The organism is Azospirillum endophyticum (assembly GCF_016595245.1).
GTDB classification, from domain to species: Bacteria; Pseudomonadota; Alphaproteobacteria; order Azospirillales; family Azospirillaceae; genus Azospirillum; species Azospirillum endophyticum.
In genome coordinates, this window is record NZ_JAENHM010000077.1 from 1 (window position 1) to 24752 (window position 24752).

The 24752-nt window shown below is 67.1% G+C and carries 21 protein-coding genes; 15 read left to right on the forward strand and 6 right to left on the reverse strand.

Features of this window, described 5'->3' with window-relative positions; translation table 11 throughout:
* Positions 1-605 precede the first annotated feature (605 nt).
* Positions 606-1064, forward strand: coding sequence for a large conductance mechanosensitive channel protein MscL (gene mscL / locus JHL17_RS31615; protein ID WP_200198635.1), 459 nt, complete (start codon positions 606-608; stop codon positions 1062-1064).
* Between the two features lie 136 nt (positions 1065-1200).
* Positions 1201-3963 (forward strand): EAL domain-containing protein, encoded by a 2763-nt coding sequence (locus JHL17_RS31620; RefSeq protein WP_247893957.1) that lies wholly within the window; start codon positions 1201-1203, stop codon positions 3961-3963.
* A gap of 168 nt (positions 3964-4131) precedes the next feature.
* Here the strand turns inward: JHL17_RS31620 and JHL17_RS31625 are convergent, their stop codons facing one another.
* Positions 4132-4614 (reverse strand): SRPBCC family protein, encoded by a 483-nt coding sequence (locus JHL17_RS31625; RefSeq protein ID WP_200198636.1) that lies wholly within the window; start codon positions 4612-4614, stop codon positions 4132-4134.
* A 54-nt stretch (positions 4615-4668) separates the two neighbouring features.
* Complete coding sequence (locus tag JHL17_RS31630) at positions 4669-4992, reverse strand: DMT family transporter (protein ID WP_200198637.1); 324 nt, start codon at positions 4990-4992, stop codon at positions 4669-4671.
* Between the two features lie 213 nt (positions 4993-5205).
* On the opposite strand from JHL17_RS31630, the gene JHL17_RS31635 reads away from it, so the two are divergent.
* The 3 genes from JHL17_RS31635 (at position 5206) to JHL17_RS31645 (ending at position 9493) form a co-directional block, all read left to right on the forward strand.
* Complete coding sequence (locus JHL17_RS31635) at positions 5206-6774, forward strand: lysine--tRNA ligase (protein WP_200198638.1); 1569 nt, start codon at positions 5206-5208, stop codon at positions 6772-6774.
* Between the two features lie 482 nt (positions 6775-7256).
* Positions 7257-8177: a hypothetical protein gene (locus JHL17_RS31640; protein ID WP_200198639.1), complete on the forward strand. Its 921-nt coding sequence runs from the start codon at positions 7257-7259 to the stop codon at positions 8175-8177.
* A gap of 188 nt (positions 8178-8365) precedes the next feature.
* Entirely contained in the window at positions 8366-9493 is a 1128-nt protein-coding gene (locus JHL17_RS31645) for a DUF2336 domain-containing protein (RefSeq protein ID WP_200198640.1), read from the forward strand.
* 15 nt (positions 9494-9508) lie between these two features.
* Here the strand turns inward: JHL17_RS31645 and JHL17_RS31650 are convergent, their stop codons facing one another.
* Positions 9509-10015: a hypothetical protein gene (locus tag JHL17_RS31650; protein WP_200198641.1), complete on the reverse strand. Its 507-nt coding sequence runs from the start codon at positions 10013-10015 to the stop codon at positions 9509-9511.
* A 270-nt stretch (positions 10016-10285) separates the two neighbouring features.
* Between JHL17_RS31650 and mdh the strand changes: the two genes are divergently transcribed.
* The 6 genes from mdh (at position 10286) to JHL17_RS31680 (ending at position 18965) form a co-directional block, all read left to right on the forward strand.
* A complete protein-coding gene (mdh, locus tag JHL17_RS31655; RefSeq protein ID WP_045581684.1) occupies positions 10286-11254 on the forward strand; it encodes a malate dehydrogenase in 969 nt (322 codons plus the stop codon).
* 140 nt (positions 11255-11394) lie between these two features.
* Positions 11395-12591 (forward strand): ADP-forming succinate--CoA ligase subunit beta, encoded by a 1197-nt coding sequence (sucC, locus tag JHL17_RS31660; protein ID WP_200198642.1) that lies wholly within the window; start codon positions 11395-11397, stop codon positions 12589-12591.
* A gap of 1 nt (position 12592) precedes the next feature.
* On the forward strand, positions 12593-13468 hold the full coding sequence (gene sucD, locus JHL17_RS31665) for a succinate--CoA ligase subunit alpha (RefSeq protein WP_200198643.1): 876 nt from the start codon (positions 12593-12595) through the stop codon (positions 13466-13468).
* Between the two features lie 305 nt (positions 13469-13773).
* The gene (locus JHL17_RS31670; RefSeq protein WP_200198644.1) at positions 13774-16728 is read left to right on the forward strand and encodes a 2-oxoglutarate dehydrogenase E1 component; all 2955 of its coding nucleotides are present in this window, start codon (positions 13774-13776) and stop codon (positions 16726-16728) included.
* A 43-nt stretch (positions 16729-16771) separates the two neighbouring features.
* Complete coding sequence (gene odhB, locus JHL17_RS31675) at positions 16772-18025, forward strand: 2-oxoglutarate dehydrogenase complex dihydrolipoyllysine-residue succinyltransferase (protein ID WP_200198645.1); 1254 nt, start codon at positions 16772-16774, stop codon at positions 18023-18025.
* A 214-nt stretch (positions 18026-18239) separates the two neighbouring features.
* Positions 18240-18965, forward strand: a complete 726-nt coding sequence (locus tag JHL17_RS31680) for a Tle-like phospholipase domain-containing protein (protein WP_200198646.1) — start codon at positions 18240-18242, stop codon at positions 18963-18965.
* 291 nt (positions 18966-19256) lie between these two features.
* Here the strand turns inward: JHL17_RS31680 and JHL17_RS31685 are convergent, their stop codons facing one another.
* Positions 19257-19928 carry a YopT-type cysteine protease domain-containing protein gene (locus JHL17_RS31685; protein ID WP_200198647.1) on the reverse strand — a complete coding sequence of 224 codons (672 nt, stop codon included), beginning with the start codon at positions 19926-19928 and terminating at the stop codon, positions 19257-19259.
* A 336-nt stretch (positions 19929-20264) separates the two neighbouring features.
* On the opposite strand from JHL17_RS31685, the gene JHL17_RS31690 reads away from it, so the two are divergent.
* Positions 20265-20726: a PAS domain-containing protein gene (locus tag JHL17_RS31690; protein WP_200198648.1), complete on the forward strand. Its 462-nt coding sequence runs from the start codon at positions 20265-20267 to the stop codon at positions 20724-20726.
* 137 nt (positions 20727-20863) lie between these two features.
* Entirely contained in the window at positions 20864-22114 is a 1251-nt protein-coding gene (gene frc, locus JHL17_RS31695; RefSeq protein ID WP_200198649.1) for a formyl-CoA transferase, read from the forward strand.
* Positions 22115-22269: 155 nt separating this feature from the next.
* On the opposite strand, the gene JHL17_RS31700 is transcribed toward frc, so the two are convergent.
* Together JHL17_RS31700 and JHL17_RS31705 are read right to left on the reverse strand one after the other, a co-directional pair.
* The gene (locus JHL17_RS31700; RefSeq protein WP_200198650.1) at positions 22270-22491 is read right to left on the reverse strand and encodes a hypothetical protein; all 222 of its coding nucleotides are present in this window, start codon (positions 22489-22491) and stop codon (positions 22270-22272) included.
* 181 nt (positions 22492-22672) lie between these two features.
* Positions 22673-23089 carry an HRDC domain-containing protein gene (locus tag JHL17_RS31705; RefSeq protein WP_200198651.1) on the reverse strand — a complete coding sequence of 139 codons (417 nt, stop codon included), beginning with the start codon at positions 23087-23089 and terminating at the stop codon, positions 22673-22675.
* 237 nt (positions 23090-23326) lie between these two features.
* On the opposite strand from JHL17_RS31705, the gene JHL17_RS31710 reads away from it, so the two are divergent.
* A complete protein-coding gene (locus JHL17_RS31710) occupies positions 23327-24361 on the forward strand; it encodes a hypothetical protein (protein ID WP_200198652.1) in 1035 nt (344 codons plus the stop codon).
* 98 nt (positions 24362-24459) lie between these two features.
* The gene (locus JHL17_RS31715) at positions 24460-24672 is read left to right on the forward strand and encodes a hypothetical protein (RefSeq protein ID WP_200198653.1); all 213 of its coding nucleotides are present in this window, start codon (positions 24460-24462) and stop codon (positions 24670-24672) included.
* The last annotated feature ends 80 nt before the right edge of the window (positions 24673-24752 follow it).

Consider the following 24752-nt stretch of genomic DNA (forward strand, 5'->3'; position numbering starts at 1 on the left):
CCATTCCAGCCAACCCATGAACAAGACAGTTGCTCATCCCGCCCCGCAAGGGGAGAAGGGCCGCTCGCTACCAGAGGATGCATTTCCTTCGCGGATGCGAGATCTGTGAATGCCGTAGCGCGACGGCGGGGATCCAGGAAACTCCGCAATGAAGCGGCTGGAACCGCTGGATTCCCGCCTCCGAGCCTGTGAAGAAATTGGTGACTCACTGAGAGAAGCCCCAAGTTCGAACCACATCGCGTTGGATCGCATCGTGCGCTTTTCTCGGCCGTCATTCCCGCGAAGGCGGGAATCCAGTCTTCACAAGCACTTGTGTTGGAAATCCTGGTTCTCCGCCTCCGCGGGGTGACGAGGGGGAGATGTGCACGCCTGCGAGATTAGGGCTTTCTCATATAAGTTCGATTTCTTCATAGGCTCCTTCGCGGGAATGACGGCCGAATAGATGTCGTTGCTCCAGGGGCTTAATGGCACATGAGTTGTGTGCATCCCGTAGCCGCCCGGTGGAGGGTTAGGGCGAATGCCCGACCCCGCCCCCATTCTCCCAATTGAAACCAACCCCCGTCCCACCCCGTTCCCTCTCCATCATCACGGAAGAACGGGACGCCATGCTCGAAGAGTTCAAGAAATTCATCAGCCGCGGCAACGTCGTGGAGCTGGCGGTCGGCATCATCATCGGTGCGGCCTTTACGGGAATCGTCAATTCCCTGGTCAAGGACGTCCTGATGCCGCCGATCGGCTGGATCATGGGCGGCATCGACTTCTCGAACTATTTCTTCAGCCTGTCCGGCGGCCATTACGACTCGCTCCAGGCGGCCGAGGCGGCAGGAGCGGCCACCGTCAATTACGGCCGCTTCATCAACGCCTGTATCAATTTCCTGATCGTGTCCGGCGCCCTGTTCATGATCGTCCGGCAGGTCAACCGGCTGCACATCCTGCACAAGGAGGTCCCGAAGACCCCGCCGCGGCAGGAGCAGCTGCTGGAGGAGATCCGCGACGCCCTCCGCGCTCAATCGGGCGGCGCCCAATCCGGCACCCGGCCGCCATCCGCCGACCGGACCTCCTGAACGCCAGCTTGGCCCTCTGACCTGCGACGACCGCCTTCCCTCGCTGCGGGAGCTTGTCACAGGACGGAAAGAACCGCTCGTTGCCGCAGCGCATCGAACGGGTTACCTTTTCCGATAAGCTGGCGATGGCGGTGGGATGGCGATGGCCTCGCACGCCTGCGCTGTCCATGACCTCGGCAAGGGCCATGTCCATGTCCGCCAAGCGCTGTCCGCCCCCCGCCCCTGCCGGGGCTTCGCCATGAGCCGCGGCCATGGGCTTTCCGCGGCTTGGATCTCCACCCGCCGGACGCTTGCCATCCTCCTGCCGGCCCTGCTGGCCGGCGCCCCGGCCGCGGCGATCAATCTGTCGGTGCCGGCACCGGCGGCGGGGAGCCCGGACGCCGGACGCCCCCCGGCCGAACTCCGAGTGACGCTGGACGACAATTACCCGCCCTACAGCTTCCGCACCCCGGACGGCGTGCATGTCGGCATCGTGAAGGATCTGTGGGCGCTGTGGTCGCAGAAGACCGGCGTCGCGGTCCAGATGATGCCCACCGACTGGGGCCTCGCCCGCCAGGCGGTCGACAGCGGAGCCGCCGACGTCATCGAGACCATCTTCCGCAACGACGCACGCGACCTGCTCTACGACTTCTCCAAGCCCTATGCCCGCGTCGACGTGCCGATCTGGTTCAGCGCCGACCTCAGCGGCATCACCGGTGTGGAATCCCTGCGCGCCTTCACGGTGGGGGTGAAGGACGGTGATTTCTGCCTCGAATGGCTGACCGATCACGGCATCACCGCGTTCCAGCGCTTTCCCGGCTTCGAGGCGATGGTGGAGGCGGCCTCGCGGCAGGACACCCGGGTCTTCTGCATGGACGACCCCTCGGCCCAGTATTACATGACCAAGCGAGGGGTGCAGGGACGGTTCCGCTACACCGACCCGCTCTATACGGGCGAACTGCACTGGGCGGTGCGCAAGGGCGACGCGAAGCTTTTCCGCCTGATCGCCGACGGCTTCGCCCGCATCACCCCGGAAGAGCGCAAGGCCATTGAGGAGCGTTGGGTCGGCCGCCGCCTCACCGGCATCAGCCCCCATCTGACGGACCTGCTGGTCAAGCTGCTGGCCGGATTGGCGCTGCTGGGCGTGGGCGCCCTGGTCTGGGTCCTGCTGCTGCGCCGGCAGGTGGAAAGCAAGACGGAAAGCCTGCGCGCCGCGGTCACGGCCCTGACCGCCAGCGAGGAGCGGGTCCGCACCATCTTCGACAACGTCACCGACGCCATCGTCATCCACGACCTGGACAGCGGCGCGATCCTGGAGGTGAACCGCCGGATGAGGGAGATGTACCGGGTGGGCGACATGCCGCTGTCGGACATCGATGTCGAGATGCTCAGTTCCGGCGAGCCGTCCTACACGGCGAAAACGGCGGCGGCCTGGCGCCGCAAGGCGGCCGACGGCGAACCGCAACTGCTCGAATGGCATGCCCGGCGGCTGGACGGCACCCAGTTCTGGGGAGAGGTCAGCATGCGGCGCGCCGTCATCGACGGCAACGACCGCCGGCTGCTGGTCCTGGTCCGCGACATCACCGACCGCAAGGCGGCGCAGGAGCGGATGGAGTATCTGTCGCGCCACGACGCGCTGACCCTGCTGCCCAACCGGGTGCTGGTTCAGGACCGCACCGAACAGGCCCTGGCCCGGTCGGAACGCAACGGCCGGCTGGTGGCGCTGGTCGCCTGCGGACTCGACCGCTTCAAGACGGTGAACGACAGTCTCGGCCATGCCGTCGGCGACGCCCTGCTGCGCGCGGTGGCGGAGCGGCTGAAGGCGGTGGTGCGCGATACCGACACGGTCAGCCGCGGCGGCGGCGACGAGTTCATCCTGCTGCTGTCCGGCCGGCCCGACATCGATACGGTGGTGGAGACCGTCGCCTCCCTGCACGAGGCGATGGCCGAGCCCTTCCAGGTGGACGGGCAGGAGCTTACCCTCACCCTGTCCTCCGGGGTGGCGCTGGCCCCGGCCGACGGCGAGGACTTCGCCACCCTGCTGAAGAACGCCGACACCGCCCTGCACCATGCCAAGGCGGCCGGCCGCGACACCCACCGCTTCTATGCCGAGGCGATGAACGCCGAGGCGGTGGCCCACCTCTCCACCCGCAGCGGCCTGCGCCGCGCGCTGGAGCGGGGCGAGTTCCTGATCCACTACCAGCCGCAGGTCAGCCTGGAGACCGGCGCCGTGACGGGGGCGGAGGCGCTCCTGCGCTGGAACCATCCGGAGAAGGGCATGGTCCCGCCCGGCGCCTTCATCCCGATCGCCGAGGATAGCGGCCTGATCGTGCCGATCGGCGCCTGGGTCCTGGCCGAGGCCTGCCGGCAGGCGGCGCGCTGGCGCGACCAGGGGCTCTCGCTGTCGGTGGCGGTCAATCTGTCGGCCCTGCAGCTTCAGCGCAGCGACCTTGTCCCCACGGTGACCCGGGCCCTGGCCGACAGCGGGCTCGACCCGCTGCTGCTGGAGCTGGAGCTGACCGAATCGATGCTGATCCAGAACACGGATCTGGTGATGGAGAATCTGCGCCGGCTGAAGGCGATGGGCGTGCAGATGTCGATCGACGATTTCGGCACCGGCTATTCCAACCTGTCCTACATCGGCCGCCTGGCAGTGGACAAGTTGAAGATCGACCGCAGCTTCGTCGCCGACCTCACCCGCAGCCACGACAGCGCCAAGATCACCGCCGCCGTCATCCAGATGGCCCACAGCCTGAACCTGACCGCGGTGGCGGAGGGCGTCGAGGATGCCGGGACGCTGGAAGCCCTGCGCGTCCTGCGTTGCGACGTCGCCCAGGGCTATTACCTGGGTCGCCCCGGCCCCGCCGAGGCGGTGGAACGCGCCGCCCGGCAGGTGAACCCGTTCAAGGTCGGGGTGTAATACCAGAGCCGAAAAGTTTCGACTTTTCGGCTCTGGTACGGCCGCGACTGCGGCCGCGCGGGCACATGCCCGCGAAGCCAAGGCCCGCGGAAGCGGGCCGCCCGGCGTCTGAGGGGCTGGAAAGTGCCGACCAAAGGTCGGAACTTTCCGGCAATGGTATAAGTCCCCTTACATCGTCTTCGCCAGCGCGACCATCTGGTCGAGCGCGGCGCTCCATCCGTGATGGAAGCCCATCTCCTCGTGCTGCGTCCTGGCGGCTTCGTCCTTGTGCAGCGCGACGGCGGTATAGAGCGTGCCTTCGGCCGTCGCCTCGAAGCTGACCGACGCGGTGAGGAAGCTGTTTCCGGTGGGGCGGTAGCCCGGTCCGAGAGCGGAGGTGAAGACCAGGAGCTTCTCCGGCTCCACCGCGAGATAGCAGCCGACGTTGTCGTTCTTCTCGCCGTTCGGCCCTTCCATCACCGTACGGAACAGGCCGCCGGGCTTCAGGTCGATCTCGCAGGCGGTGGTCCGCCAGGGGGCCGGCGTGAACCACTTCATCAGCAGCTCGGGCTCGGTCCAGGCCCGCCAGAGCAGCGCCGGCGGAACCGGAACCTCGCGCTTCAGTTCGAGGTCGAGCCGCGGATCGAAGGCGGCAGCGGTCGGAACGGTCATGATGTCTCTTCCTCCCATTCGTTCAGGTCCGGCGCCCCGGCCGTCCGAGTTCGTTTACGCCGGCCCGCTCGCCATATGCAGGCTGATGACCCCGGCGACGATCAGGAGGATGCCGACCACCTTCATCACCGTCAGCGTTTCCCCGAACACGAGGACACCGATGGCGGCGATGGCCGCCGTGCCCGTCGCCGACCAGATGGCGTAGGCGATGCCGACCTCCATGCTGCGCAACGCCTTTGACAGCAGCAGGAAGGCGATGCCGTAGCACACCACCACGACCGCCGCCGGGCCGAGCCGCGTCATCCCCTCCGACATCTTCATCGCCGAGGTGCCGACGACCTCGAACAGGATCGCCACCACCAGATACAGCCAGCTCATCGCCCCAAAACCCCGCCAACCCTGCCGATTCCCGCAAGGCCGATCCCGCGGGCCGCGCAGGATGGACCGGGCGACCGGGTGCCGCAAGTGGCCCGGAACACGTACCCCGCCGGATCTCACCGGACGCCCAAGGTTGACGCCACGCCCGGGCGGCCCTAGGGTCTTTGCCCTCATTCCCATATTTTATCTATCTGGTGTCGAAAGGGTCCGACGATGACCGGCGAACGGGATCTGGCGTTGCAGGCGAAGGCATGGCCGTTCGAGGAGGCGCGCAAACTGGTCGCGCGCTTCGCGAAAGCGCCGCCCGCCAAAGGCTATGTCCTGTTCGAGACCGGCTACGGCCCGTCGGGCCTGCCGCATCTCGGCACCTTCGGCGAGGTGGCGCGCACCAGCATGGTGCGCCACGCCTTCCAGACCATGAGCGACTTGCCCACCAAGCTGTTCTGCTTCTCGGACGACATGGACGGGCTGCGCAAGGTCCCCGACAACATCCCCAACAAGGAGATGGTGGCGGCCAGCCTGGGCAAGCCGCTGACGCAGGTGCCCGATCCCTTCGGCACCCATGACAGCTTCGGCGCCCACAACAACGCCCGGCTGCGCGCCTTCCTCGACAGCTTCGGCTTCGAGTACGAGTTCCAGTCCTCCACCGACTGGTACAAGTCCGGCCGCTTCGACGAGGCGCTGCTGGGCGTCCTGCGCCATTACGACGAGGTGATGGCGGTGATGCTGCCCACCCTCGGCGCCGAGCGTCAGGCGACCTACAGCCCCTTCCTGCCGGTCTCCCCCTCCACCGGCCGGGTCCTCCAGGTGCCGATGCTGGAGCGCAACGTCGATGCCGGCACCATCGTCTTCGAGGACGAGGACGGGAAGAAGGTCGAGCTTCCGGTCACCGGCGGCCATGTGAAGCTGCAGTGGAAGCCCGACTGGGGCATGCGCTGGTTCGGGCTCGGCGTCGATTACGAGATGTACGGCAAGGATCTGATCCCGTCGGCCGAGCTGGCCGGCAAGATCTGCAAAATCCTCGGCGGCACCCCGCCGGAAGGCTTCAATTACGAGCTCTTCCTCGACGACAAGGGCCAGAAGATCTCCAAGTCGAAGGGCAACGGCCTGACCATGGAGGAATGGCTGGCCTACGCGCCGCAGGAAAGCCTCGCCCTCTACATGTTCCAGAAGCCGAAGTCGGCCAAGCGCCTGTACTTCGACGTCATCCCGCGCGCCGTCGACGAGTATCTGACCTTCGTCGACAAGGTCCATGGCGAGGAGCCGGCGAAGAAGCTGGAGAACCCGGCCTGGCACATCCACAACGGCAAGCCGCCGGCGGTGCGCTCCGACGTGTCCTTCAACCTGCTGCTCAATCTGGCGGGTGCGGCCAATGCCGAGACCAAGGACAGCATGTGGGGCTTCATCCGCCGCTACGCCCCCGACGCCACGCCGGAGAACAGCCCTTTCCTGGACAGCATGGTCGGCTACGCCGTGCGCTACTACCAGGATCAGGTGAAGCCGACCAAGCGGTTCCGCGCGCCCACCGACGCCGAGCGCGCGGCCTTGCAGGATCTGCTGGCCAAGCTCGACGCCCTGCCGGCCGATTCCCGCGCCGACGTCATCCAGAACGAGGTGTTCGAGGTCGGCAAGGCCCACGGCTTCACCGAACTGCGGGCGTGGTTCCAGGCGCTGTACGAGGTGCTGCTGGGCCAGACCACCGGCCCGCGCATGGGCTCCTTCATCCAGCTCTACGGCGTCGATGAGACCAAGGCGCTGATCCGCGAGAAGCTGGCGGCCTGACGCCCGTCCGATCCGGGAACGAAAAGGGGGGGTGTCGCGAGACATCCCCCTTTTCGTTTGTGTACCCTTGCGAATGCGATGATTTTCGCAAATGATCGTTCGCCTGACCCGCGATCCGGCATCTGCCTGCGAAAAAGGCAAAAAACTGCCTCTCCGCACATCGGTTGGGCAGACCAAGCGATATTCCATACCGCGCTATGCGGGTGTCGCACCGCACCAATTCGAAAACCGTGGTACCGCTAACAGGGCGGCGGGCTTAAACTCCGTCTCGTTACTGCATTTTGCAGTGCGTTTCCTCCCTAGACTAAAGGCCGCGCCCGCTTGGGTCGCGGCCCTTTTTTTGTCTTCACCGACCGGCGCATGGGTCCCACTGTGACAGCCGTCACAGCCGGCATCGATAAAATACCGGATAAATTGATTCGGTAATCGTGGCCGCCCCGGATGGCTGGCCGGCTGGAATGCATCGGGAGGGAGGACATGCGATGACCGCCGATCCGCCGCCGTTCGAACGCCACCATCGCACGGCGCAGGCCCTGGTCAGCACCTTCCAGGAGGCGCTGGAGCCGCAATTCACCGCCAAGGGCGTCCTGTCGCGCGAGGAGTTCACCCGCGCGATGGGGCTGATGATGGCGCATTGGCCGTCAGTGCTGCCGCTGTTCGCCTCGATCTGCCACAGCTGCACCGCCGGTTCCAGTTCCCCATCCTGCCCCTCATCCTGTGGCGGCTGCCACGCACCGGGCGAGGAGCCCCCGCAGGTCCCGACGGATGGACGACGCCGCGATTTCGTCACCCGCCTGATGGTGTCGGCCCTGCGCGCCACGCTGCCCGACAGCATGGACCCGATCACCGGCGCCAGCTTTCCCCAGGTGATCGTCCCCGGCCTGCAATCGACCCTGACCGCCCTGTTCTACGAAAAGGAATGGGAGGCGATGAATGCCGGCGCCATCGCCCTGTTCAACCGGCTGGGGACCGACCGCGATGCCGAGGTCTGGCAGCGGTTGGCGCATGAGGAAACGCTGGCGGTGCTGGCCGACACGCCCTTCATCCGGGTGCTGCTGCGTTTCCGCCAGTTCCACCAGCAGCGCCAGACCTTCATGCGGCGGATGACCGACCGGCTGCGCGACCGGCATTTCGTCTTTGCCGAGGAGCATTTCCAGGTGCTGTTCGATGCGCTGTTCGGCCGCCTGCGCCAGGGCCTGCGCACCGAGCTGGACCGCGCCCGCACCGACATCCAGTATGGCGAGGGCACGGCGGAAGCGCTGCTGCGCATCTTCGACCAGTTCGACAAGCACCGGCTGGAGCAGTCGCTTCCCGTGCGCGTGCTGGGTGGCCGACAGATGCCGCGCCCGATGCTGGCGCAACGCAGCATGCTGGGCGCCACTCCGGCGGCCAAGCGGCGCTGACCGGCGCCTTATTAGGGGGCCGTTAACCAGGGAGGCGCTTCGATGGTCCGCATGACCCCACCACGGCCGCTCCGGCCCTGCCCCTGCGCAACCACGAGGCTTCGGGTCCGGTGACAGCCCGGCCCTCCCCCTCCCGCCCCGCTCCCCCTCTCCCGCCGGAGACGGAGTGCGGAGTTGCGCCCGAACTGATGGACTACCTGTTCGCCGAGTCGCCGGAGCCCCCCCTTTCTCCTCCGCCCAGCCGCGGCGTCGCCCGGCAGGTCGGCGACGCGCTGGTCGAATCGCGGCTGGCCGGGATGGGCGACGCCGACGTGCGCTCCACCCTGGCCCGCAAGCTGTGCCGGCTGCTGCCCGACCTGCCGCCGGGCGGGGCCGACACCGTCAGCGCCGCCACCGTCCGCGCCCTGGAACAGCTTGCCCGCGACCACATCGTCCGCGTGCGCGAGGCGCTGTCGACGGCGATCAAGGACATCGCCTGCGCGCCGCCGTCGGTGGTCGCGACTCTGGCGCGCGACGTCGAACGGTCGGTGGCGGAGCCGGTGCTGCGCTGCTGCGCGGCGCTCGGCGACGAGGATCTGCTGGACATCGTCGCCGCGGCCCCCGCCGGCTGGGCATTGTCGGCCATCGCACGGCGCCACGGCATCGGCGCCGCCCTGTCCGACGCCATCGCCGGCAGCGGCCATGCCGAGGCGACCGGCCTCCTGCTCGACAACAGCGGGGCAGTGATCGCCGAGCCGACCCTTGATCGCTTGGTGGAGCAGTCCGCCCACCATCCGGACTGGCGGGAGAAACTGGCCCGCCGCCCCGCCCTGCCGCGCCGGCTGGCGCTGCGGCTGGCCGATTTCGTCGATCTGGCGGTGATGGAGCATCTGCGCCGCCGTCCCGACTTCGACGACGCCACGGTGGCGGAGATCGCCGCCGCCACCCGCCGCCGCATCGACTGGGCGGAAGCCCCCGACCAGGCCGAACCGCCGGAACGCCGCGCCGTGCGCCTGCACCGGCAGGGCAAGCTGGACGAGACGGCGCTCGGCGATGCGATGTCGTGGAACGAGATGGGCTTCCTGCGGACGGCCCTGACGCTGCGCGCCCGCGTGGCGCCGGAGGTGGTGGACCTGATCCTGGACGCCCACGACCCACAGGCGGTCACCGCGCTGGTCTGGCGCGCCGGCCTGTCGATGCGCTGCGCCATGCAGATCCAGGCCCGCGCCGCCGGCATCCACCCGCGCGCCATGCTGAACGCCCGGCAGGGCAGCGGCTTCCCGCTGTCCCCCGCCGAGATGGCCCGACACCTGGAACGCTACGGCATCGGGCCTTGATACGCCCTTGCCCGGTCAGTAGGGCTGCGGCTGGGCACCGCCGCGCGGCATCGGCTGGCGCGGCGTGGCGCGGCCGGTGTGCGGGACCGGGGCGTCGGGCGAGGGCTCCTTGTAATAGGGGCCGCGGTCGGTCGGACCTTCCATCGCCTCGGCCGGGGTGACGATCTGCTCGCCGGTGCCGGCGTCGAAGGTGATCAGCGCCTGCTGGCGGACCTGCAGGCAGGCGTCGCGCTTGGCGGTCAGCTCCGCCGACTGCGTGCCGTCCAGCGTCACCAGCGGCAGCACCCAGCTCGCCCGCTGGTTCCCGGGGATCGAGGTGTAGACGTAGTTGGTCAGCGTCTGGCAATAGGCGACGCTGGGGGCCGCCACCGCGTCGGTGATCGGGGCGGCGGCCATGGCGGCGGTGTAGTCGCCGACCGTCTGGGCCTGGGCGCCACCGGCCCCAATGACACCGGCAAGGCCGGCGGCAAGCGCCAGCGACAGGGCCGGACCGGAAATGAAACGGGCCATGAGATTGGCCATCAGCGCTCTCCTTCGACCATCTTTGAACAAGGCAGGGACCGGACGCGAACCATACGTATAAAGCCGAACGGTCCGGGCGTTGGAAAGGATCATCGGGGGTGCGACGCAAAGCTGCAATGCCCCGCTGGCGGTCAGGCTTGCCCTCCGCGACAAAACGCGCTACCTACGCTTCCGAAATCTCGGGGCGCTGGATCCCTAAGACGTTAGAATGACCAACGGTTCTAGTCTCCCGCTGAATGGGGGACGCTCAAACGTTTTAGGGAACGCTCCATGGCTCGCAAGAAAATTGCGCTCGTCGGCGCCGGCCAGATCGGCGGCACGCTGGCTCTGCTCGCTGCCCAGAAGGAACTGGGCGACGTCGTCCTGTTCGACATCGCCGAAGGCATGCCGGCCGGCAAGGCGCTGGATCTCGCCGAAACCTCCCCGGTCGAGGGCTTCAACGCCAGCCTGACCGGCGGCAACGACTATTCGGTCATCGAGGGCGCCGACGTCGTGATCGTCACCGCCGGCATCCCGCGCAAGCCGGGCATGAGCCGCGACGACCTGATCGGCATCAACAGCGGCGTCTGCAAGACCGTCGGCGAGGCCATCGGCAAATACGCCCCCAACGCCTTCGTCATCGTCATCACCAACCCGCTCGACGTGATGGTGTGGGTGCTGCAGCAGGCCTCCGGCCTGCCGCCGGAGCGCGTGGTCGGCATGGCCGGCGTGCTCGACTCGGCCCGTTTCCGCTACTTCCTGGCCGAAGAGTTCAAGGTCTCGGTCGAGGACGTCACCGCCTTCGTGCTGGGCGGCCACGGCGACACCATGGTCCCGCTGGTGCGCTACTCCACCGTCGCCGGCATCCCGCTGCCCGATCTGGTCAAGATGGGCTGGACCACGCAGGAGAAGCTGGACGCCATCGTCCAGCGCACCCGTGACGGCGGCGCCGAGATCGTCAAGCTGCTGAAGACCGGTTCGGCCTTCTACGCCCCGGCCGCCTCCGCCATCCAGATGGCCGAGTCCTACCTGAAGGACCAGAAGCGCGTCCTGCCGGTCGCCGCCCACCTGAGCGGCCAGTATGGCCAGGACGACCTCTACGTCGGCGTCCCGACGATCATCGGCGCCGGCGGCGTCGAGAAGATCATCGAGATCGAGCTGAACGACGAAGAGAAGGCGATGTTCCAGAACTCCGTCGACGCGGTGAAGACGCTGGTCGACGTCGTCAAGAAGCTGGACGCCGAGAAGTCCGCTTCCTAAAGAACGAACAGCGCGGTCTCCGGCGCCGTCCCGATCCCCGATCCTCCTGATCGGGTCCGGGAGGGCGCCGGTGGTGCGCCCGTCTCGTCTTTCAGTCGACCCGTTCTCGTCAGCCGAACCAAAAAACAGATGGACGCCCGATGAACATCCATGAGTACCAGGCGAAAAGCCTGCTGAAGAAGTACGGCGTCGCGGTTCCCCGCGGCGGCGTCGCCTACACCCCGCAGGAGGCCGAGACGGTCGCCCGCGAGCTCGGCGGTCCGGTCTGGGTGGTGAAGTCCCAGATCCACGCCGGCGGCCGCGGCGCCGGGCGCTTCAAGAACAACCCCGAGGGCAAGGGCGGCGTCCGCGTCGTCAAGTCGATCGAGGAAGTCGGCAAGAACGCCGCCGAGATGCTGAACAGCGTCCTGGTGACCAAGCAGACCGGCGCGGAAGGCCGCGAGGTCAAGCGCCTCTATGTCGAGGAAGGCGCCGACATCAAGCGCGAGCTGTATCTCGGCATGCTGATCGACCGCGCCACCGGCCGCGTGACGATCATGGCCTCGACCGAAGGCGGAATGGAGATCGAAGAGGTCGCCCACAACACGCCGGAGAAGATCGTCAAGGTCGCCGTCGACCCGGCCACCGGCATCCAGGGCTATCACACCCGCAAGGTCGCCTTCGCGCTCGGCCTGGAAGGCAAGCAGGTCGGTGCCGCCGCCAAGTTCATCCAGGCTGCCTACAAGGCCTTCGTCGATCTGGACTGCGCCATCGTCGAGATCAACCCGCTGATCGTCACCGGTTCGGGCGACATCCTGGCGCTCGACGCCAAGATGAACTTCGACGACAACGCCCTGTTCCGCCACAAGGACGTGGAAGAGCTGCGCGACGAAGCCGAAGAGGATCCGTCGGAGATCGAGGCGGCCAAGCACAGCCTCAACTACGTCAAGCTCGACGGCAACATCGGCTGCATGGTCAACGGCGCCGGCCTGGCGATGGCCACTATGGACATCATCAAGCTGTATGGCGGCGAGCCGGCCAACTTCCTCGACGTCGGCGGCGGCGCCACGAAGGAGCGCGTCACCGCGGCCTTCAAGCTGATCCTGTCCGACAGCAACGTCGAAGGCATCCTGGTCAACATCTTCGGCGGCATCATGCGCTGCGACGTGATCGCCGAGGGCGTGGTCGCCGCGGCGCGCGAAGTGCACCTGCACGTTCCGCTGGTGGTCCGCCTGGAAGGCACCAACGTCGATCTGGGCAAGAAGATCCTGGCCGAATCCGGCCTGCCGATCCTCTCGGCCGACAACCTCGCCGATGCCGCCGAAAAGGTGGTCAAGGCCGTGAAGGAGGCCGCGTGAAATGGCTGTTCTCGTCGATAAGAACACGAAGGTGATCTGTCAGGGCTTCACCGGAGCCCAGGGCACCTTCCACTCCGAGCAGGCCATCGCCTACGGCACCAAGATGGTCGGCGGCGTCACGCCCGGCAAGGGCGGGGCCAAGCACCTCGACCTGCCGATCTTCGACACCGTGTCGGAAGCGGTCGAGAAGACCGGCGCCAACGCCTCCGTGATCTACGTGCCGCCGCCCTTCGCGGCCGACGCGATCCTGGAAGCCATCGACGCCCAGATCCCGCTGGTGGTCTGCATCACCGAAGGCATCCCGGTGCTGGACATGGTCCGCGTCAAGCGCGCCCTGGACGGCTCCGCCACCCGCCTGATCGGCCCGAACTGCCCCGGCATCATCACGCCGGACGAGTGCAAGATCGGCATCATGCCGGGCCACATCCACAAGCGCGGCAAGATCGGCATCGTCTCGCGCTCGGGCACGCTGACCTATGAAGCGGTGGCGCAGACCACGGCGGCCGGTCTGGGCCAGACCACCTGCATCGGCATCGGCGGCGACCCGGTCAACGGCACCAACTTCGTCGACAGCCTGGAGCTGTTCGTGAAGGACCCGGAGACCGAGGGCATCATCATGATCGGCGAGATCGGCGGCGACGCCGAAGTCCGCGGCGCCGAGTTCATCAAGGCGTCGGGCACGAAGAAGCCGGTCGTCGGCTTCATCGCCGGCCGCACCGCCCCTCCGGGCCGCCGCATGGGCCATGCCGGCGCGGTGATCTCCGGCGGCAACGACACCGCCGACTTCAAGATCGACTTCATGAAGTCGGTCGGCATCGCCGTCGCCGACAGCCCCGCCAGCCTGGGCTCCACCATGCTGAAGGTGTTCAAGGGCTGATCGCCTGCGGGCGTCACGGCGACGTGACGCCCTCGGCCTTCTGCCTTTGAAAAGAGGGTGCCTTGCAAGAGGATGACGGGCGGGACGCTACGGCGCCCCGCCCGCCGCCCCTTCGGAGTCCGCTCTTGGACGGATGGTCCTGGGAACCCATATGCAAGCGTCGGCGGTGCGTCCAGCCTCGCGGTCCGCATCCCACCGGCCGTTTCCGCCGGTTCTTGCACATGGGTATCCATCGATCCCCCGCCCTCCTTCGCCACTCGCCATCATCTCCCACAGGGACCCGGGTCCACGCCCGAGGTGAAACCATGTCGGCAAATCTGGAACAGACCTCGTTCCTCTTCGGCTCGAACGCCGGTTACGTCGCCGAGCTCTACGCCAGCTACCTGTCCAACCCGGCCGCCGTCGACCCCAGCTGGAACAGCTTCTTCCAGGATCTGGACGAGGATTCGCGCGCCGTCCTGGACGAGCTGCGCGGCGCGTCCTGGACCGTGTCCGATCTGGAAGACCCCAAGGCCAAGCGCGATCCGGTCGCCGAGAGCTTCATCGTCGGCGTCCCCAACGGCGCTGCCACGAACGGTGCCGCCGCCGCGATGAACGGCCCGGCCAACGGCGCCATGCTGGCCCATGCCCAGCAGGTCTATGGCGGCATCAGCCCGCAGCAGCTGCGCGCCGCCACGCTGGACAGCATCCGCGCCCTGATGCTGATCCGCGTCTACCGCGTCCGCGGCCACATGAACGCGCATTTCGACCCGCTGCGCCTCGAAAAGCGCGAGCCGCACCCGGAACTCGATCCGGCGACCTACGGCTTCGGCCCGGACGACCTCGACCGTCCGATCTTCCTGAACTACTCGCTGGGGCTGGAAACGGCGACCCTGCGCCAGATCCTCGACATCCTGGTCAAGACCTATTGCGGGACGATCGGCGTCGAGTTCATGCACATCCAGGATCCGGAAGAGAAGGCCTGGATCCAGGAGCGCATCGAGGGCGGCCGCAACCACACCGACTTCACGGTGAACGGCAAGCGCGCCATCCTGGAGCGGCTGACCGCGGCCGAGGGCTTCGAGAAGTTCCTGCAGCTGAAATACACCGGCACCAAGCGCTTCGGCCTTGAGGGCGGCGAGTCGATGATCCCCGCGCTGGAGCAGATCCTGAAGCGCGGCGGCCAGCTCGGCCTCAAGGAGGCCGTCGTCGGCATGGCCCACCGCGGCCGCCTGAACATGCTGACCAACTTCATGGGCAAGCCCTTCTCCGCCGTCTTCTCGGAGTTCCAGGGCAACCCGTCGAGCCCGGAGGACGTCCAGGGCTCCGGCGACGTGAAGTACCATCTCGGCACCTCGTCGGACCGCGACTTCAACGGCAACATCGTCCACCTGTCGCTGACCGCCAACCCGTCCCACCTGGAATGGGTCAACCCGGTCGTACTCGGCAAGGTGCGCGCCAAGCAGCAGCAGCGCCGCGATCTCGAGCGCGAGCAGGTGATGGGCGTGCTGATCCACGGCGACGCCGCCTTCGCCGGCCAGGGCATCGTGGCCGAGACGCTGGGCCTGTCGGAGCTTCGCGGCTACCGCACCGGCGGCACCATGCACTTCATCATCAACAACCAGATCGGCTTCACCACCAACCCGACCTATTCGCGGTCGGGCGTGTACTGCTCCGACATGGCCAAGATGGTGCAGGCGCCGATCTTCCACGTGAACGGCGACGATCCCGAAGCCGTCGTCCATATCAGCCGCATCGCCATCGAGTTCCGCCAGAAGTTCAAGCGGGACGTCGTGATCGACATGGTCTGCTACCGCCGCCACGGCCACAACGAGGGCGACGAGCCGGGCTTCACCCAGCCGCTGATGTACAAGAAGATCCGCGCCCACGCGACCACGCGCGAGCTGTATGCCAAGCAGCTGGTCGAGGAGAACGTGATCACCCAGGCCGAGGGCGACCAGATCACCCAGGACTTCATGAAGAAGCTGGAGGGTGAGTTCGAGGCGTCGAGCAGCTACAAGCCGAACAAGGCCGACTGGCTGGAAGGCAAGTGGGCCGGCCTGCAGGCCCAGGCCGCCGACAGCGCCCACCGCGGCGAGACCGGCGTGGACATCGACAGGCTGAAGCAGATCGGCTTCAAGCTCTGCGAATACCCGAAGGACTTCGCGATCAACTCCAAGATCGCGCGCCAGCTGGAAGCCAAGAAGAAGACGCTGGAGACCGGCGAAGGCATCGACTGGGCGACCGCCGAGGCGCTGGCCTACGCCACCCTGGTGGCCGAGGGCACCGGCGTCCGCCTGTCGGGCCAGGATTCCGGCCGCGGCACCTTCTCGCACCGCCATGCGGTGATGTACGACCAGAACACCGAAGAGAAATACGTCCCGCTCTGCCACGTCAGCCCGGATCAGGCGACCTTCGAGGTCCATGACAGCCCGCTGTCGGAAGCCGCCGTCGTCGGTTACGAGTACGGCTATTCGCTGGCCGAGCCGCACAATCTGGTGCTGTGGGAAGCGCAGTTCGGCGACTTCGCCAACACCGCCCAGACCATCATCGACCAGTTCATCTCGTCGGGCGAGTCCAAGTGGCTGCGCATGTCCGGCCTGGTGATGCTGCTGCCGCACGGCTACGAGGGCCAGGGTCCGGAACACTCGTCCGCCCGTCCGGAACGCTTCCTGCAGATGTGCGCCGAGGACAACTGGCAGATCTGCAACGTGACGACGCCGGCCAACCTGTTCCACGTCTTCCGCCGCCAGATCCGCCGCAGCTTCCGCAAGCCGCTGGTCCTGTTCACGCCGAAGTCACTGCTGCGCCACAAGCTGTGCATCTCCGACCTGTCGGAGATGGGTCCGGGCAGCAGCTTCCACCGCGTGCTGGGCGAGACCGCCAACGATCTGGCCGCCAACGACAAGATCCGCCGCATCGTGGTGTGCTCCGGCAAGGTCTATTACGACCTGCTGCAGGAGCGCATGAGCCGCGGCATCAAGGACGTGGTCATCCTGCGCCTGGAACAGCTCTACCCGTTCCCGAAGGACGCGCTGGCGGCCGAGTTCGCCAAGTATCCGAACGCCGAGCTGGTCTGGTGCCAGGAAGAGCCGGAGAACCAGGGCGCCTGGTTCTTCGCCGACCGCCGCCTGGAAGCGGTGCTGAAGGACGTCGGCCACAAGGCCGGCCGCCCGTCCTATGTCGGCCGCCCGGCCACCGCCTCGCCGGCGACCGGCCTGCTGAAGCGCCACAACAAGGAGCAGGCCAAGCTCCTGGACGAAGCCCTGACGGTCCGCTGACCCTCTCGCCCAAGCGAACAAGAAGACGAACGAGGAATAAGAAATGGCTACCGAAATCAAGGTCCCCACGCTGGGTGAGTCCGTCTCCGAGGCGACGGTCGCCCGCTGGCTGAAGAAGGCCGGCGATGCCGTCGCCATGGACGAGGCGCTGGTCGAGCTGGAGACCGACAAGGTCACGCTTGAGGTGAATGCGTCGGCCGCCGGCGTGCTGGCCGAGATCGTCGCTCCGGAAGGGGCGAACGTCGAGGTCGGCGCCCTGCTGGGCGTCCTCACCGAGGGCGGCGCCGGTGCCGCTCCGGCTGCCCCGGCCGCTGCTCCGGCCCCGGCCGCTCCCGCCGCCGCTCCGGCTCCGGCCGCCGCCGCCGCCACCACGACTCCGGGGGGCAACATCGCCGCTTCCGGCCCGGCCGCCCGCAAGCTGGCCGACGAGAAGGGCGTCGACACGTCCGCCATCGCCGGTTCGGGCAAGGACGGCCGCATCACCAAGGGCGACGTCATCGCCGCCCCGGCTGCCGCTCCCGCCGCCAAGCCCGCCGCTCCGGCTCCGGCGCCGAAGGTCCAGTGGGCCGCCGGCACCCAGGGCGACCGTCCGCGCGCCGCTCAGGAAGAGCGCGTCCGCATGACCCGCCTGCGCCAGCGCATCGCCGAGCGCCTGAAGGAGGCCCAGAACTCGGCCGCCATGCTGACCACCTTCAACGAGGTGGACATGTCGGCGGCGATGGCTCTCCGTGCCGAGTACAAGGATTATTTCGAGAAGCGCCACAAGGTGCGGCTCGGCTTCATGTCCTTCTTCGTCAAGGCCGCCGTCCAGGCCCTGAAGGAGATCCCGGCCGTCAACGCCGAGATCGACGGCACCGACCTCATCTACAAGAACTACTATGACATCGGCGTCGCCGTCGGCACGCCGCAGGGTCTGGTGGTTCCGGTGGTGCGCAACGCCGACCAGCTCGACTTCGCCGGCGTCGAGGGCACCATCGCCGCGCTGGGCAAGAAGGGCCGCGACGGCAAGCTGTCGATGGATGAGCTCACGGGGGGCACCTTCACCATCTCCAACGGCGGCGTCTACGGCTCGCTGATGTCGACCCCGATCATCAACCCGCCGCAGTCCGCCATCCTCGGCATGCACAAGACGATGGACCGCGCGGTCGTCATCGGCGGCAAGGTCGAAGTCCGCCCGATGATGTATCTGGCGCTGTCCTACGACCACCGCATCATCGACGGCAAGGAGGCGGTCACCTTCCTCGTCCGCATCAAGGAGCTGATCGAGGATCCGCGCCGTCTGCTGCTGGACGTCTGATCGAAAAGAACGGGCTTACCGCCCGTTCGATGAAGCAGGGAAGGGCGCCGCAAGGCGCCCTTTTCTTTTGCCGCCGCAGAAACCGCAACAGCTGTCGAAAGAGCAACACAACCCGGATTAAGACGCGGAAGCCGATAACAATCGTTCCGGTTCGTTGACAGCCCTGGCGTGCCAGTATTGTCTCAGGCTCCCGCTTACGACGAAGGGCGCCACCATGCCGGTCAACATTCTCGATTTGGCCGTTGCCGCGAACACCGTCTACAATTTCCAGAAGGGCCGCGGCAACGACGAGTCCGCCTTCAGCAAGGCGGAGGGGGCAAGACGGTCCCCGCCCGGCTTCCAGGTGCTCTTCACCCACGAGGATACCGACGTCGGCTTCTTCGGCGCCGTCTATCAGGAAAAGCATTCCGACCAGTACATCGTCGCCTATCGCGGCACGGCGGTCGGCAGCAGCACCTCCGGCCAGATGGCCGGCGGCAAGAACCTGAAGACCGACATCGCCCTCTACACCATCGAAAGCCTGCCTGCCGGCATCCGCGCCGCGCATCTTCTGCTGGAACAGGCGAAGATGATGCTGGGGGCCGACCGGCCGATCCTCTGCGGCCATTCGCTGGGCGGCGCCATCGCCACCATCGTCGCGGTCGAGGCCGGCCTGCCCTGCTGCGCCTTCAACGCGCCGACCGTGTCGAAGATGGTGCGCGGCGGCATCATCCACGGCCCCTATGTGCGGGTGACCAAGGAAGACCTGCCGGCCATCGAGAAGCAGATCGTCAACTTCAACCTGCAATGGGACCCGATCAGCAAATCGTCGAAGGCGGTCGGCAAGGTGATCAAGCTGCCGGCGACGATGATGACCGGCGGCCATTCGCAGGACAAGGTGGTCGCCAACATCAAATCCAGCAAATACGCCTCGATGCCCTTCTTCGACCTGGTCGGGTAGGTCGGGCTTTTCGGCGGTCGTCCCCGCCCCCCAAGAATCCCCCTCTCCCCCGGGGAGACTACGGGATGCACAGATCTCGCGCTTGCAACAATGCATGCAGTCTGGCGTTGAGCAAAGCCCCTCTCCCCTCGCGGGAGAGGGGTTGGGGTGAGGGGGATGCACGGCGTGGATTTTCGGTGAAGGGCTGCCGCGCAACCCTCTCCCCGCTTTCGGCTGACCGCAGGTCTACCCAGCGCGTCGGCGCAAACTCCGTGAGCGGGGGGATTCCCCCGCAGGTGCCGTGCAGCAGCCTCAGTTGAAGGAAATGCTCTGCACCACGAACTCCTTGACCTTGTAGTCGATCACCGACCCGTCCCGCTTCTTGAAGTTGCGGTATTGGCCGATCAGGCCGGAGAACAGGTCGGAGACGCTGCCGCTCGACGCCTTGTATTCGCCGAAGTTGGGATCGAAGAAATACAGGTGCGACCCCAGCCCGAAGGCCTTGCCGCCCGACTTGTAGCAGCAGGTGGCGTGCGCCATGCCGCGCTGTTCGAAGATCATGGTGACGACGTGATAGGTGTGGGGACCGGCGGTGGCGGTGGTGATCGCCTTCAGCACGTCCTTGACGCTTTCCTCACTGCTGACGCTCACCCACTCCGTCCTGGTCGCCGCGATCTTGAACCCGGCCTGCGCCATCGCCTGATTGCGTGATCCCAGCTGCTCGGACGAGGTGTCCACGTCATTGCTCAACTCGGCGCCGTAGAGGCGCTGCTTGATGCTGGCGTGCAGGATCGTGTTGTCCAGGTCGATGTAGGCGATGCGCGCCTTCGACGTCTCGCCCTTGCGCGAACGGTGGCGCGCGATCCACTCCAGGCTGAGACCGAAGCAAATCCCGCTGTTCACCTCGTGGTCGCTGGGAAACAGCCGCTGGATCGGCAGGCGCTGCTTGAAAGGCGCCACACAATAGCTGTCGAACGCGGCCATCCCATTCCCCATCGATTCCGGGTGATTGCAGGCTGTCGGCACCGTCCCGGGTCGGTACCGCCCTTGCACACTATGCCGGATAATCATTCGATTACAATTAATCGAAACTCCTGAACATCCCCGCAGACCTTTGCGGCGACTGGAAAATCCCCGGTCGCCCCAGCCCCGATCTGTTCGCATTCACGACAGTTCGCACCGCTCTCAAATTCCCTTGCATGGTCGATGGTATCTGGTATACCGTATCGATAATGTCAGTGCGGCACGGTTCACGGGCCACCGCCGCACCGGCTCCCCCGGCGCCCAATCCAAGAGGGGGCGGGCGCCAAGGAGATCGACATGGAAAAGACAGCAGCAGCGGGCACCCCCGCGGTTGTGGATTGCGAACAGTTGGTGGCGGTGATCGGCGATGCCGTCATCGTGTCCGACCCGACCGGCGCCATCATCCTGTGGAACGCGGCGGCGGAGCGGATGTTCGGCTTCACCGCCGACGAGGCGATGGGCAAGTCGCTCGACATCATCATTCCCGAACGCCAGCGCCAGCGCCACTGGGACGGCTACGCGAACACCATGGCGACGGGCGAGACCCGCTACGGCCACGACCTGCTGCGCGTGCCGGCGGTCCACAAGGACGGGCACAGCCTGTCGATCGCCTTCACCGTCGCGCTTTTGCGGGGGGCCGACGGTGCGGTGACCGGGATCGTCGCCGTGGTGCGGGACGAAACCGCCCGCTGGACCGAAGAGCGGAAATTGCGCCGCCGCCTCACCGAACTCGAAACGGCGACCGCGTCAGCCGGCTGACGCCGTCCGGCGGCGAAAATCGAATACCGGCCGGTTCCCGACCTTGATGCCCCCGATCTCCGGGCATGGGCCGGCCGGACTGATGAGCAGTCCAAGAGACGAACTGAAACAACGTGAATAAGGGAGTGTTTGCAGTCATGACCAAGCCGCTCGAAGGCATCAAGATCATCGACTTCACCCATGTGCAGGCCGGCCCCGCCTGCACCCAGCTTCTGGCCTGGTACGGTGCGGACGTCATCAAGGTCGAGCGTCCGGGCGCCGGCGACGTCACCCGCAGCCAGCTGCGCGACATTCCGGATGCCGACGCGCTCTACTTCACGATGCTCAACAGCAACAAGCGCTCGTTGACGCTGGACACCAAGACCGCCGAGGGTAAGGAAGTCCTGACCCGTCTGATCAAGGAATCGGACGTGCTGGTCGAGAATTTCGGCCCCGGCGCGCTGGACCGCATGGGCTTCAGCTGGGACAAGATCAAGGAACTGAACCCCGGCATGATCGTCGCCTCGGTCAAGGGCTTCAGCGACGGCCACCATTACCAGGACCTGAAGGTCTATGAGAACGTCGCCCAGTGCGCCGGCGGCGCCGCGTCGACCACCGGCTTCTGGGACGGCCCGCCGACCGTGTCGGCCGCCGCGCTCGGCGACAGCAACACCGGCATGCACCTCGCCATCGGCATCCTGACCGCCCTGATGGCCCGCACCAAGACCGGCAAGGGCCAGAAGGTCGCCGTGTCGATGCAGGACAGCGTGCTGAACCTCTGCCGCGTCAAGCTGCGCGACCAGCAGCGCCTGGACCGCGTCGGCTATCTGGAGGAATACCCGCAGTACCCGCACGGCAAGTTCACCGACGTGGTTCCGCGCGGCGGCAATGCCGGCGGCGGCGGCCAGCCGGGCTGGGTGCTGAAGTGCAAGGGCTGGGAAACCGATCCCAACGCCTACATCTACTTCACCATCCAGGGCCATGCCTGGGCGCCGATCTGCAAGGCTCTCGGCCGCGAGGAGTGGATCGACGATCCGGCCTACAACACGGCGCTGGCCCGTCAGGACAAGATCTTCGACATCTTCGCGATCATCGAGGATTGGCTGAAGGACAAGACCAAGTTCGAGGCCGTCGACATCCTGCGCAAGTTCGACATCCCGTGCTCGCCGGTGCTGTCGATGAAGGAGATCGCCAACGACCCGTCGCTGCGCGCCAGCGGCACCGTCGTCGAGGTCGACCACAAGCAGCGCGGCAAGTACCTGACCGTCGGCAGCCCGATCAAGTTCTCGGACATGACGGTCGAGGTCACCGGCTCCCCGCTGCTCGGCGAGCACACCGACGAGGTCCTGGGCCAGCTCGGCTACAACAAGGACCAGATCGCCGCCATGCACGACGCCAAGGTGGTCTGATCACCCGATCCCTCCGTCCCCCGCCTTCGACGGACCTTCGGTCGGCCGAAAGCGGGGGACAGGGTCGGGACAGGACCGGTCGACACTCCCCGGAAAACGACAACGGCGCCCCACCCGGGCGCCGTTTCCTTTTTACCGTCACCCTGCTCCCGCCCTCACATCGTCCCGCCGCGGTCGAGGTCGCTGAGGATTTCCCCCGCCCGGCTGGTCAGGGTACGGGCCAGCCGGTCGTATTTGCCGTTGCCGGTCACGCGGGCGCGTTGCGCAGCCTCGGCGGCCAGCCGGGCCAGTTCAAGCGCCATCTTGCGATAGTCGGGAACGTCTGCCCACGCCATGTCCGCGGCGACATGACTCTTCGGATGCTGCTTCGAAGCCACGACCGCCTCATCCACCGCTGCGACTGAAGGGCGCAATCCTGGCACGCCGTGGTGCCGGAACCAACTGACGCTTACGGCAGCGTCAGCACAGCTTTTGGATGCGGATCGCTCCGCCGAACCGGATAGGACATTTCCGCCGGCTCCCTTGCCAGCTCCCGCGGCGGTTTCCCGTGCGGCCCGATCAGTCGATCAGCAGGTCGAGCGTCGAGCGGACGACCTGCACGATCTCCCCGCCATAGGGCGAGGCGGCCTGACCGCGGGCGTTGACGATGATCGACAGCTCATGTTCCGTCGTCGGCGCGAACCGGGCGATTTCCGACAGCAGGTCGTCCTGCAGAACGGCGTCGCGCGTCACGCCGGCCTGGGTGGCGGCCTTCTCGCGCCAGCCGTTCAGCGCGGCGGCGATGGCCGCCTCGATCTGCTGCGACTCCTCCTTGCGGCGAAGGTCGGTGAACAGCACCAGCACCCGCCACGCCCCGTCGGCATAGGCGGTCTCGATGCGCTGGACCTCGACCGTCCGCAGGAAGGCGGAGAGCTGCGTCTGCGCCTCTTCGGCGGCGGCGTCGGGAATGCTGAAACTGCGGATCTCGGTGCTCATCGCCAACCCTGCTGTGAGGCCTTCCTGGGTGGTTGGAGCCTACACACAAACGGCGCTTTCGGCAAACCGGGACCCTACGGCGGAGGTGCATCGGGACCTTGGGGATACCCCCAATTTCCGCCTGTCGATTCGCCTCCCCCGCGCGTTGTGGGAGAAGGCGTGAACGCGCCCGCGCCTTTCCGCTGCCTTCCGACCACCTCCCGACCGCCCCCGTCTTGACCGCTTGGAGACCCGCCGATGTCCAATCCCGAGCCGCAGGAGCCGCTGTCCGCCACCCCGTCCGACCGGATCGGGTCGGTCCATCGGGACTCCGCCCAGGACGACCCCGTTGCGCCGCGCAGCGGCCGGCGGCGCTGGTGGAGGCTGGGGATCGGGTTGCTGATGGCACCGCTGGCCCTGGCCGGGCTGGCGGCGCTTGCGGTGCTGTGGACCGGCTCCATGCTCTACGACCAGCCCTTCGCCTGGTACAACCTGAACCGCATCAACGTGGTCGCCGAGCGGGCGGCCCGGCATCCCGATTCGGTGCTGGTGGTGGCGCTGGGCGACACCGGGCTGCGCGACGCCACGCTGGACGAGCGCGGCATGTCCCGGATCGCCGCCGAGCGCGGCGTACCGAACCTTGAATTCCTGCGCATCGTCCACCGGCAGGCCCAGTTCGCCGATTTCGAGCCGTTGCTGGACCGGCTGATCGCCGTCAAGCCGACGTTGATTCTGCTCGACCGCAACCTGCTGACCGCCAGCCGCGGCCCGCTGGACGAGCTGCAGCGCTACGGCCACGGCCTGATGCGCCTCTATCGCGGCCAGACCTACGTCCAGGATCAGGTGGCCCTGCAATACCGGCGCGGCTGCAGCCCGACGCCGTCCGCTTGGCTGACCGGCGGCGCGCCCGGTGCCGCCGGCGGCTCCACCGCCACCGCGCGGCAGGTGAACGCCTTCATCGACCGTGCCTGGGCCGCCGGCATCCGCATCGCCCTGATCGAGGTCCACAGCCGCCCGGCCCCGCGCTCCCCCGGCCTGATCGCCACCGCGTCGGCCGCGGAACCGTCCGCCGCCAACATGCCGCTGTGGAACTACGAAAACACCGCCGCCGCCCAGGACGACGACGAGGATGCCGGTTCCCTCCCCGTCGCCGCCTGCGGTCAAGCCAGCGCCGACGGGCGCAGCGCCTTCTCGGCCTGGCTGACCGGCGGCATCGCCGGGGCGCTGGCCGGCGCCCAGCCCGATCGCATGCCGGGCGGCGCCCGGGTGACCGAGGCCGCGGCACTGCCCTGACGCCCCCCTGCATCCGTCCCCGTTCTTTCCGCCTTCCGGTTAAACCACTTTTTGTTTATGGTTTTGCCGTCGGGCGAGTCGCAACAGGAGACGGATGCATGGCTTCCATCATGATCAAGAAGGCCGGCGAAGGGTTGGTCTCGCAGGCCCACCGCAACGCCGACGTCGGCCCGACCAGCGGCAGCTCGGTCGTCTACGAAATCCAGAACGTGCCGGGCGGCGTCAGCGTCGACGACGTGATCGCCGCCTTCAGGACCTACCAGCCGGCCGACAAGGTGTACGAGATCGACTGGGCTTCGCTGTCGAAGTAAGCGGCCGCCTCCCCCCGCCAGAGATCCCCTCTCCCCCCCCGGGGAGAGGGTTAGGGTGAGGGGGACGCGCAGCGAGGATC

Excerpts from the sequence above, each read along its gene's own strand:
- mscL (WP_200198635.1), top strand. The coding sequence starts at position 606 with ATGCTCGAAGAGTTCAAGAAATTCATCAGCCGCGGCAACGTCGTGGAG.
- JHL17_RS31620 (WP_247893957.1), top strand. The coding sequence starts at position 1,201 with ATGGCGATGGCCTCGCACGCCTGCGCTGTCCATGACCTCGGCAAGGGC.
- JHL17_RS31625 (WP_200198636.1), bottom strand. The coding sequence starts at position 4,614 with ATGACCGTTCCGACCGCTGCCGCCTTCGATCCGCGGCTCGACCTCGAA.
- JHL17_RS31630 (WP_200198637.1), bottom strand. The coding sequence starts at position 4,992 with ATGAGCTGGCTGTATCTGGTGGTGGCGATCCTGTTCGAGGTCGTCGGC.
- JHL17_RS31635 (WP_200198638.1), top strand. The coding sequence starts at position 5,206 with ATGACCGGCGAACGGGATCTGGCGTTGCAGGCGAAGGCATGGCCGTTC.
- JHL17_RS31640 (WP_200198639.1), top strand. The coding sequence starts at position 7,257 with ATGACCGCCGATCCGCCGCCGTTCGAACGCCACCATCGCACGGCGCAG.
- JHL17_RS31645 (WP_200198640.1), top strand. The coding sequence starts at position 8,366 with ATGGACTACCTGTTCGCCGAGTCGCCGGAGCCCCCCCTTTCTCCTCCG.
- JHL17_RS31650 (WP_200198641.1), bottom strand. The coding sequence starts at position 10,015 with ATGGCCAATCTCATGGCCCGTTTCATTTCCGGTCCGGCCCTGTCGCTG.
- mdh (WP_045581684.1), top strand. The coding sequence starts at position 10,286 with ATGGCTCGCAAGAAAATTGCGCTCGTCGGCGCCGGCCAGATCGGCGGC.
- sucC (WP_200198642.1), top strand. The coding sequence starts at position 11,395 with ATGAACATCCATGAGTACCAGGCGAAAAGCCTGCTGAAGAAGTACGGC.
- sucD (WP_200198643.1), top strand. The coding sequence starts at position 12,593 with ATGGCTGTTCTCGTCGATAAGAACACGAAGGTGATCTGTCAGGGCTTC.
- JHL17_RS31670 (WP_200198644.1), top strand. The coding sequence starts at position 13,774 with ATGTCGGCAAATCTGGAACAGACCTCGTTCCTCTTCGGCTCGAACGCC.
- odhB (WP_200198645.1), top strand. The coding sequence starts at position 16,772 with ATGGCTACCGAAATCAAGGTCCCCACGCTGGGTGAGTCCGTCTCCGAG.
- JHL17_RS31680 (WP_200198646.1), top strand. The coding sequence starts at position 18,240 with ATGCCGGTCAACATTCTCGATTTGGCCGTTGCCGCGAACACCGTCTAC.
- JHL17_RS31685 (WP_200198647.1), bottom strand. The coding sequence starts at position 19,928 with ATGGCCGCGTTCGACAGCTATTGTGTGGCGCCTTTCAAGCAGCGCCTG.
- JHL17_RS31690 (WP_200198648.1), top strand. The coding sequence starts at position 20,265 with ATGGAAAAGACAGCAGCAGCGGGCACCCCCGCGGTTGTGGATTGCGAA.
- frc (WP_200198649.1), top strand. The coding sequence starts at position 20,864 with ATGACCAAGCCGCTCGAAGGCATCAAGATCATCGACTTCACCCATGTG.
- JHL17_RS31705 (WP_200198651.1), bottom strand. The coding sequence starts at position 23,089 with ATGAGCACCGAGATCCGCAGTTTCAGCATTCCCGACGCCGCCGCCGAA.
- JHL17_RS31710 (WP_200198652.1), top strand. The coding sequence starts at position 23,327 with ATGTCCAATCCCGAGCCGCAGGAGCCGCTGTCCGCCACCCCGTCCGAC.
- JHL17_RS31715 (WP_200198653.1), top strand. The coding sequence starts at position 24,460 with ATGGCTTCCATCATGATCAAGAAGGCCGGCGAAGGGTTGGTCTCGCAG.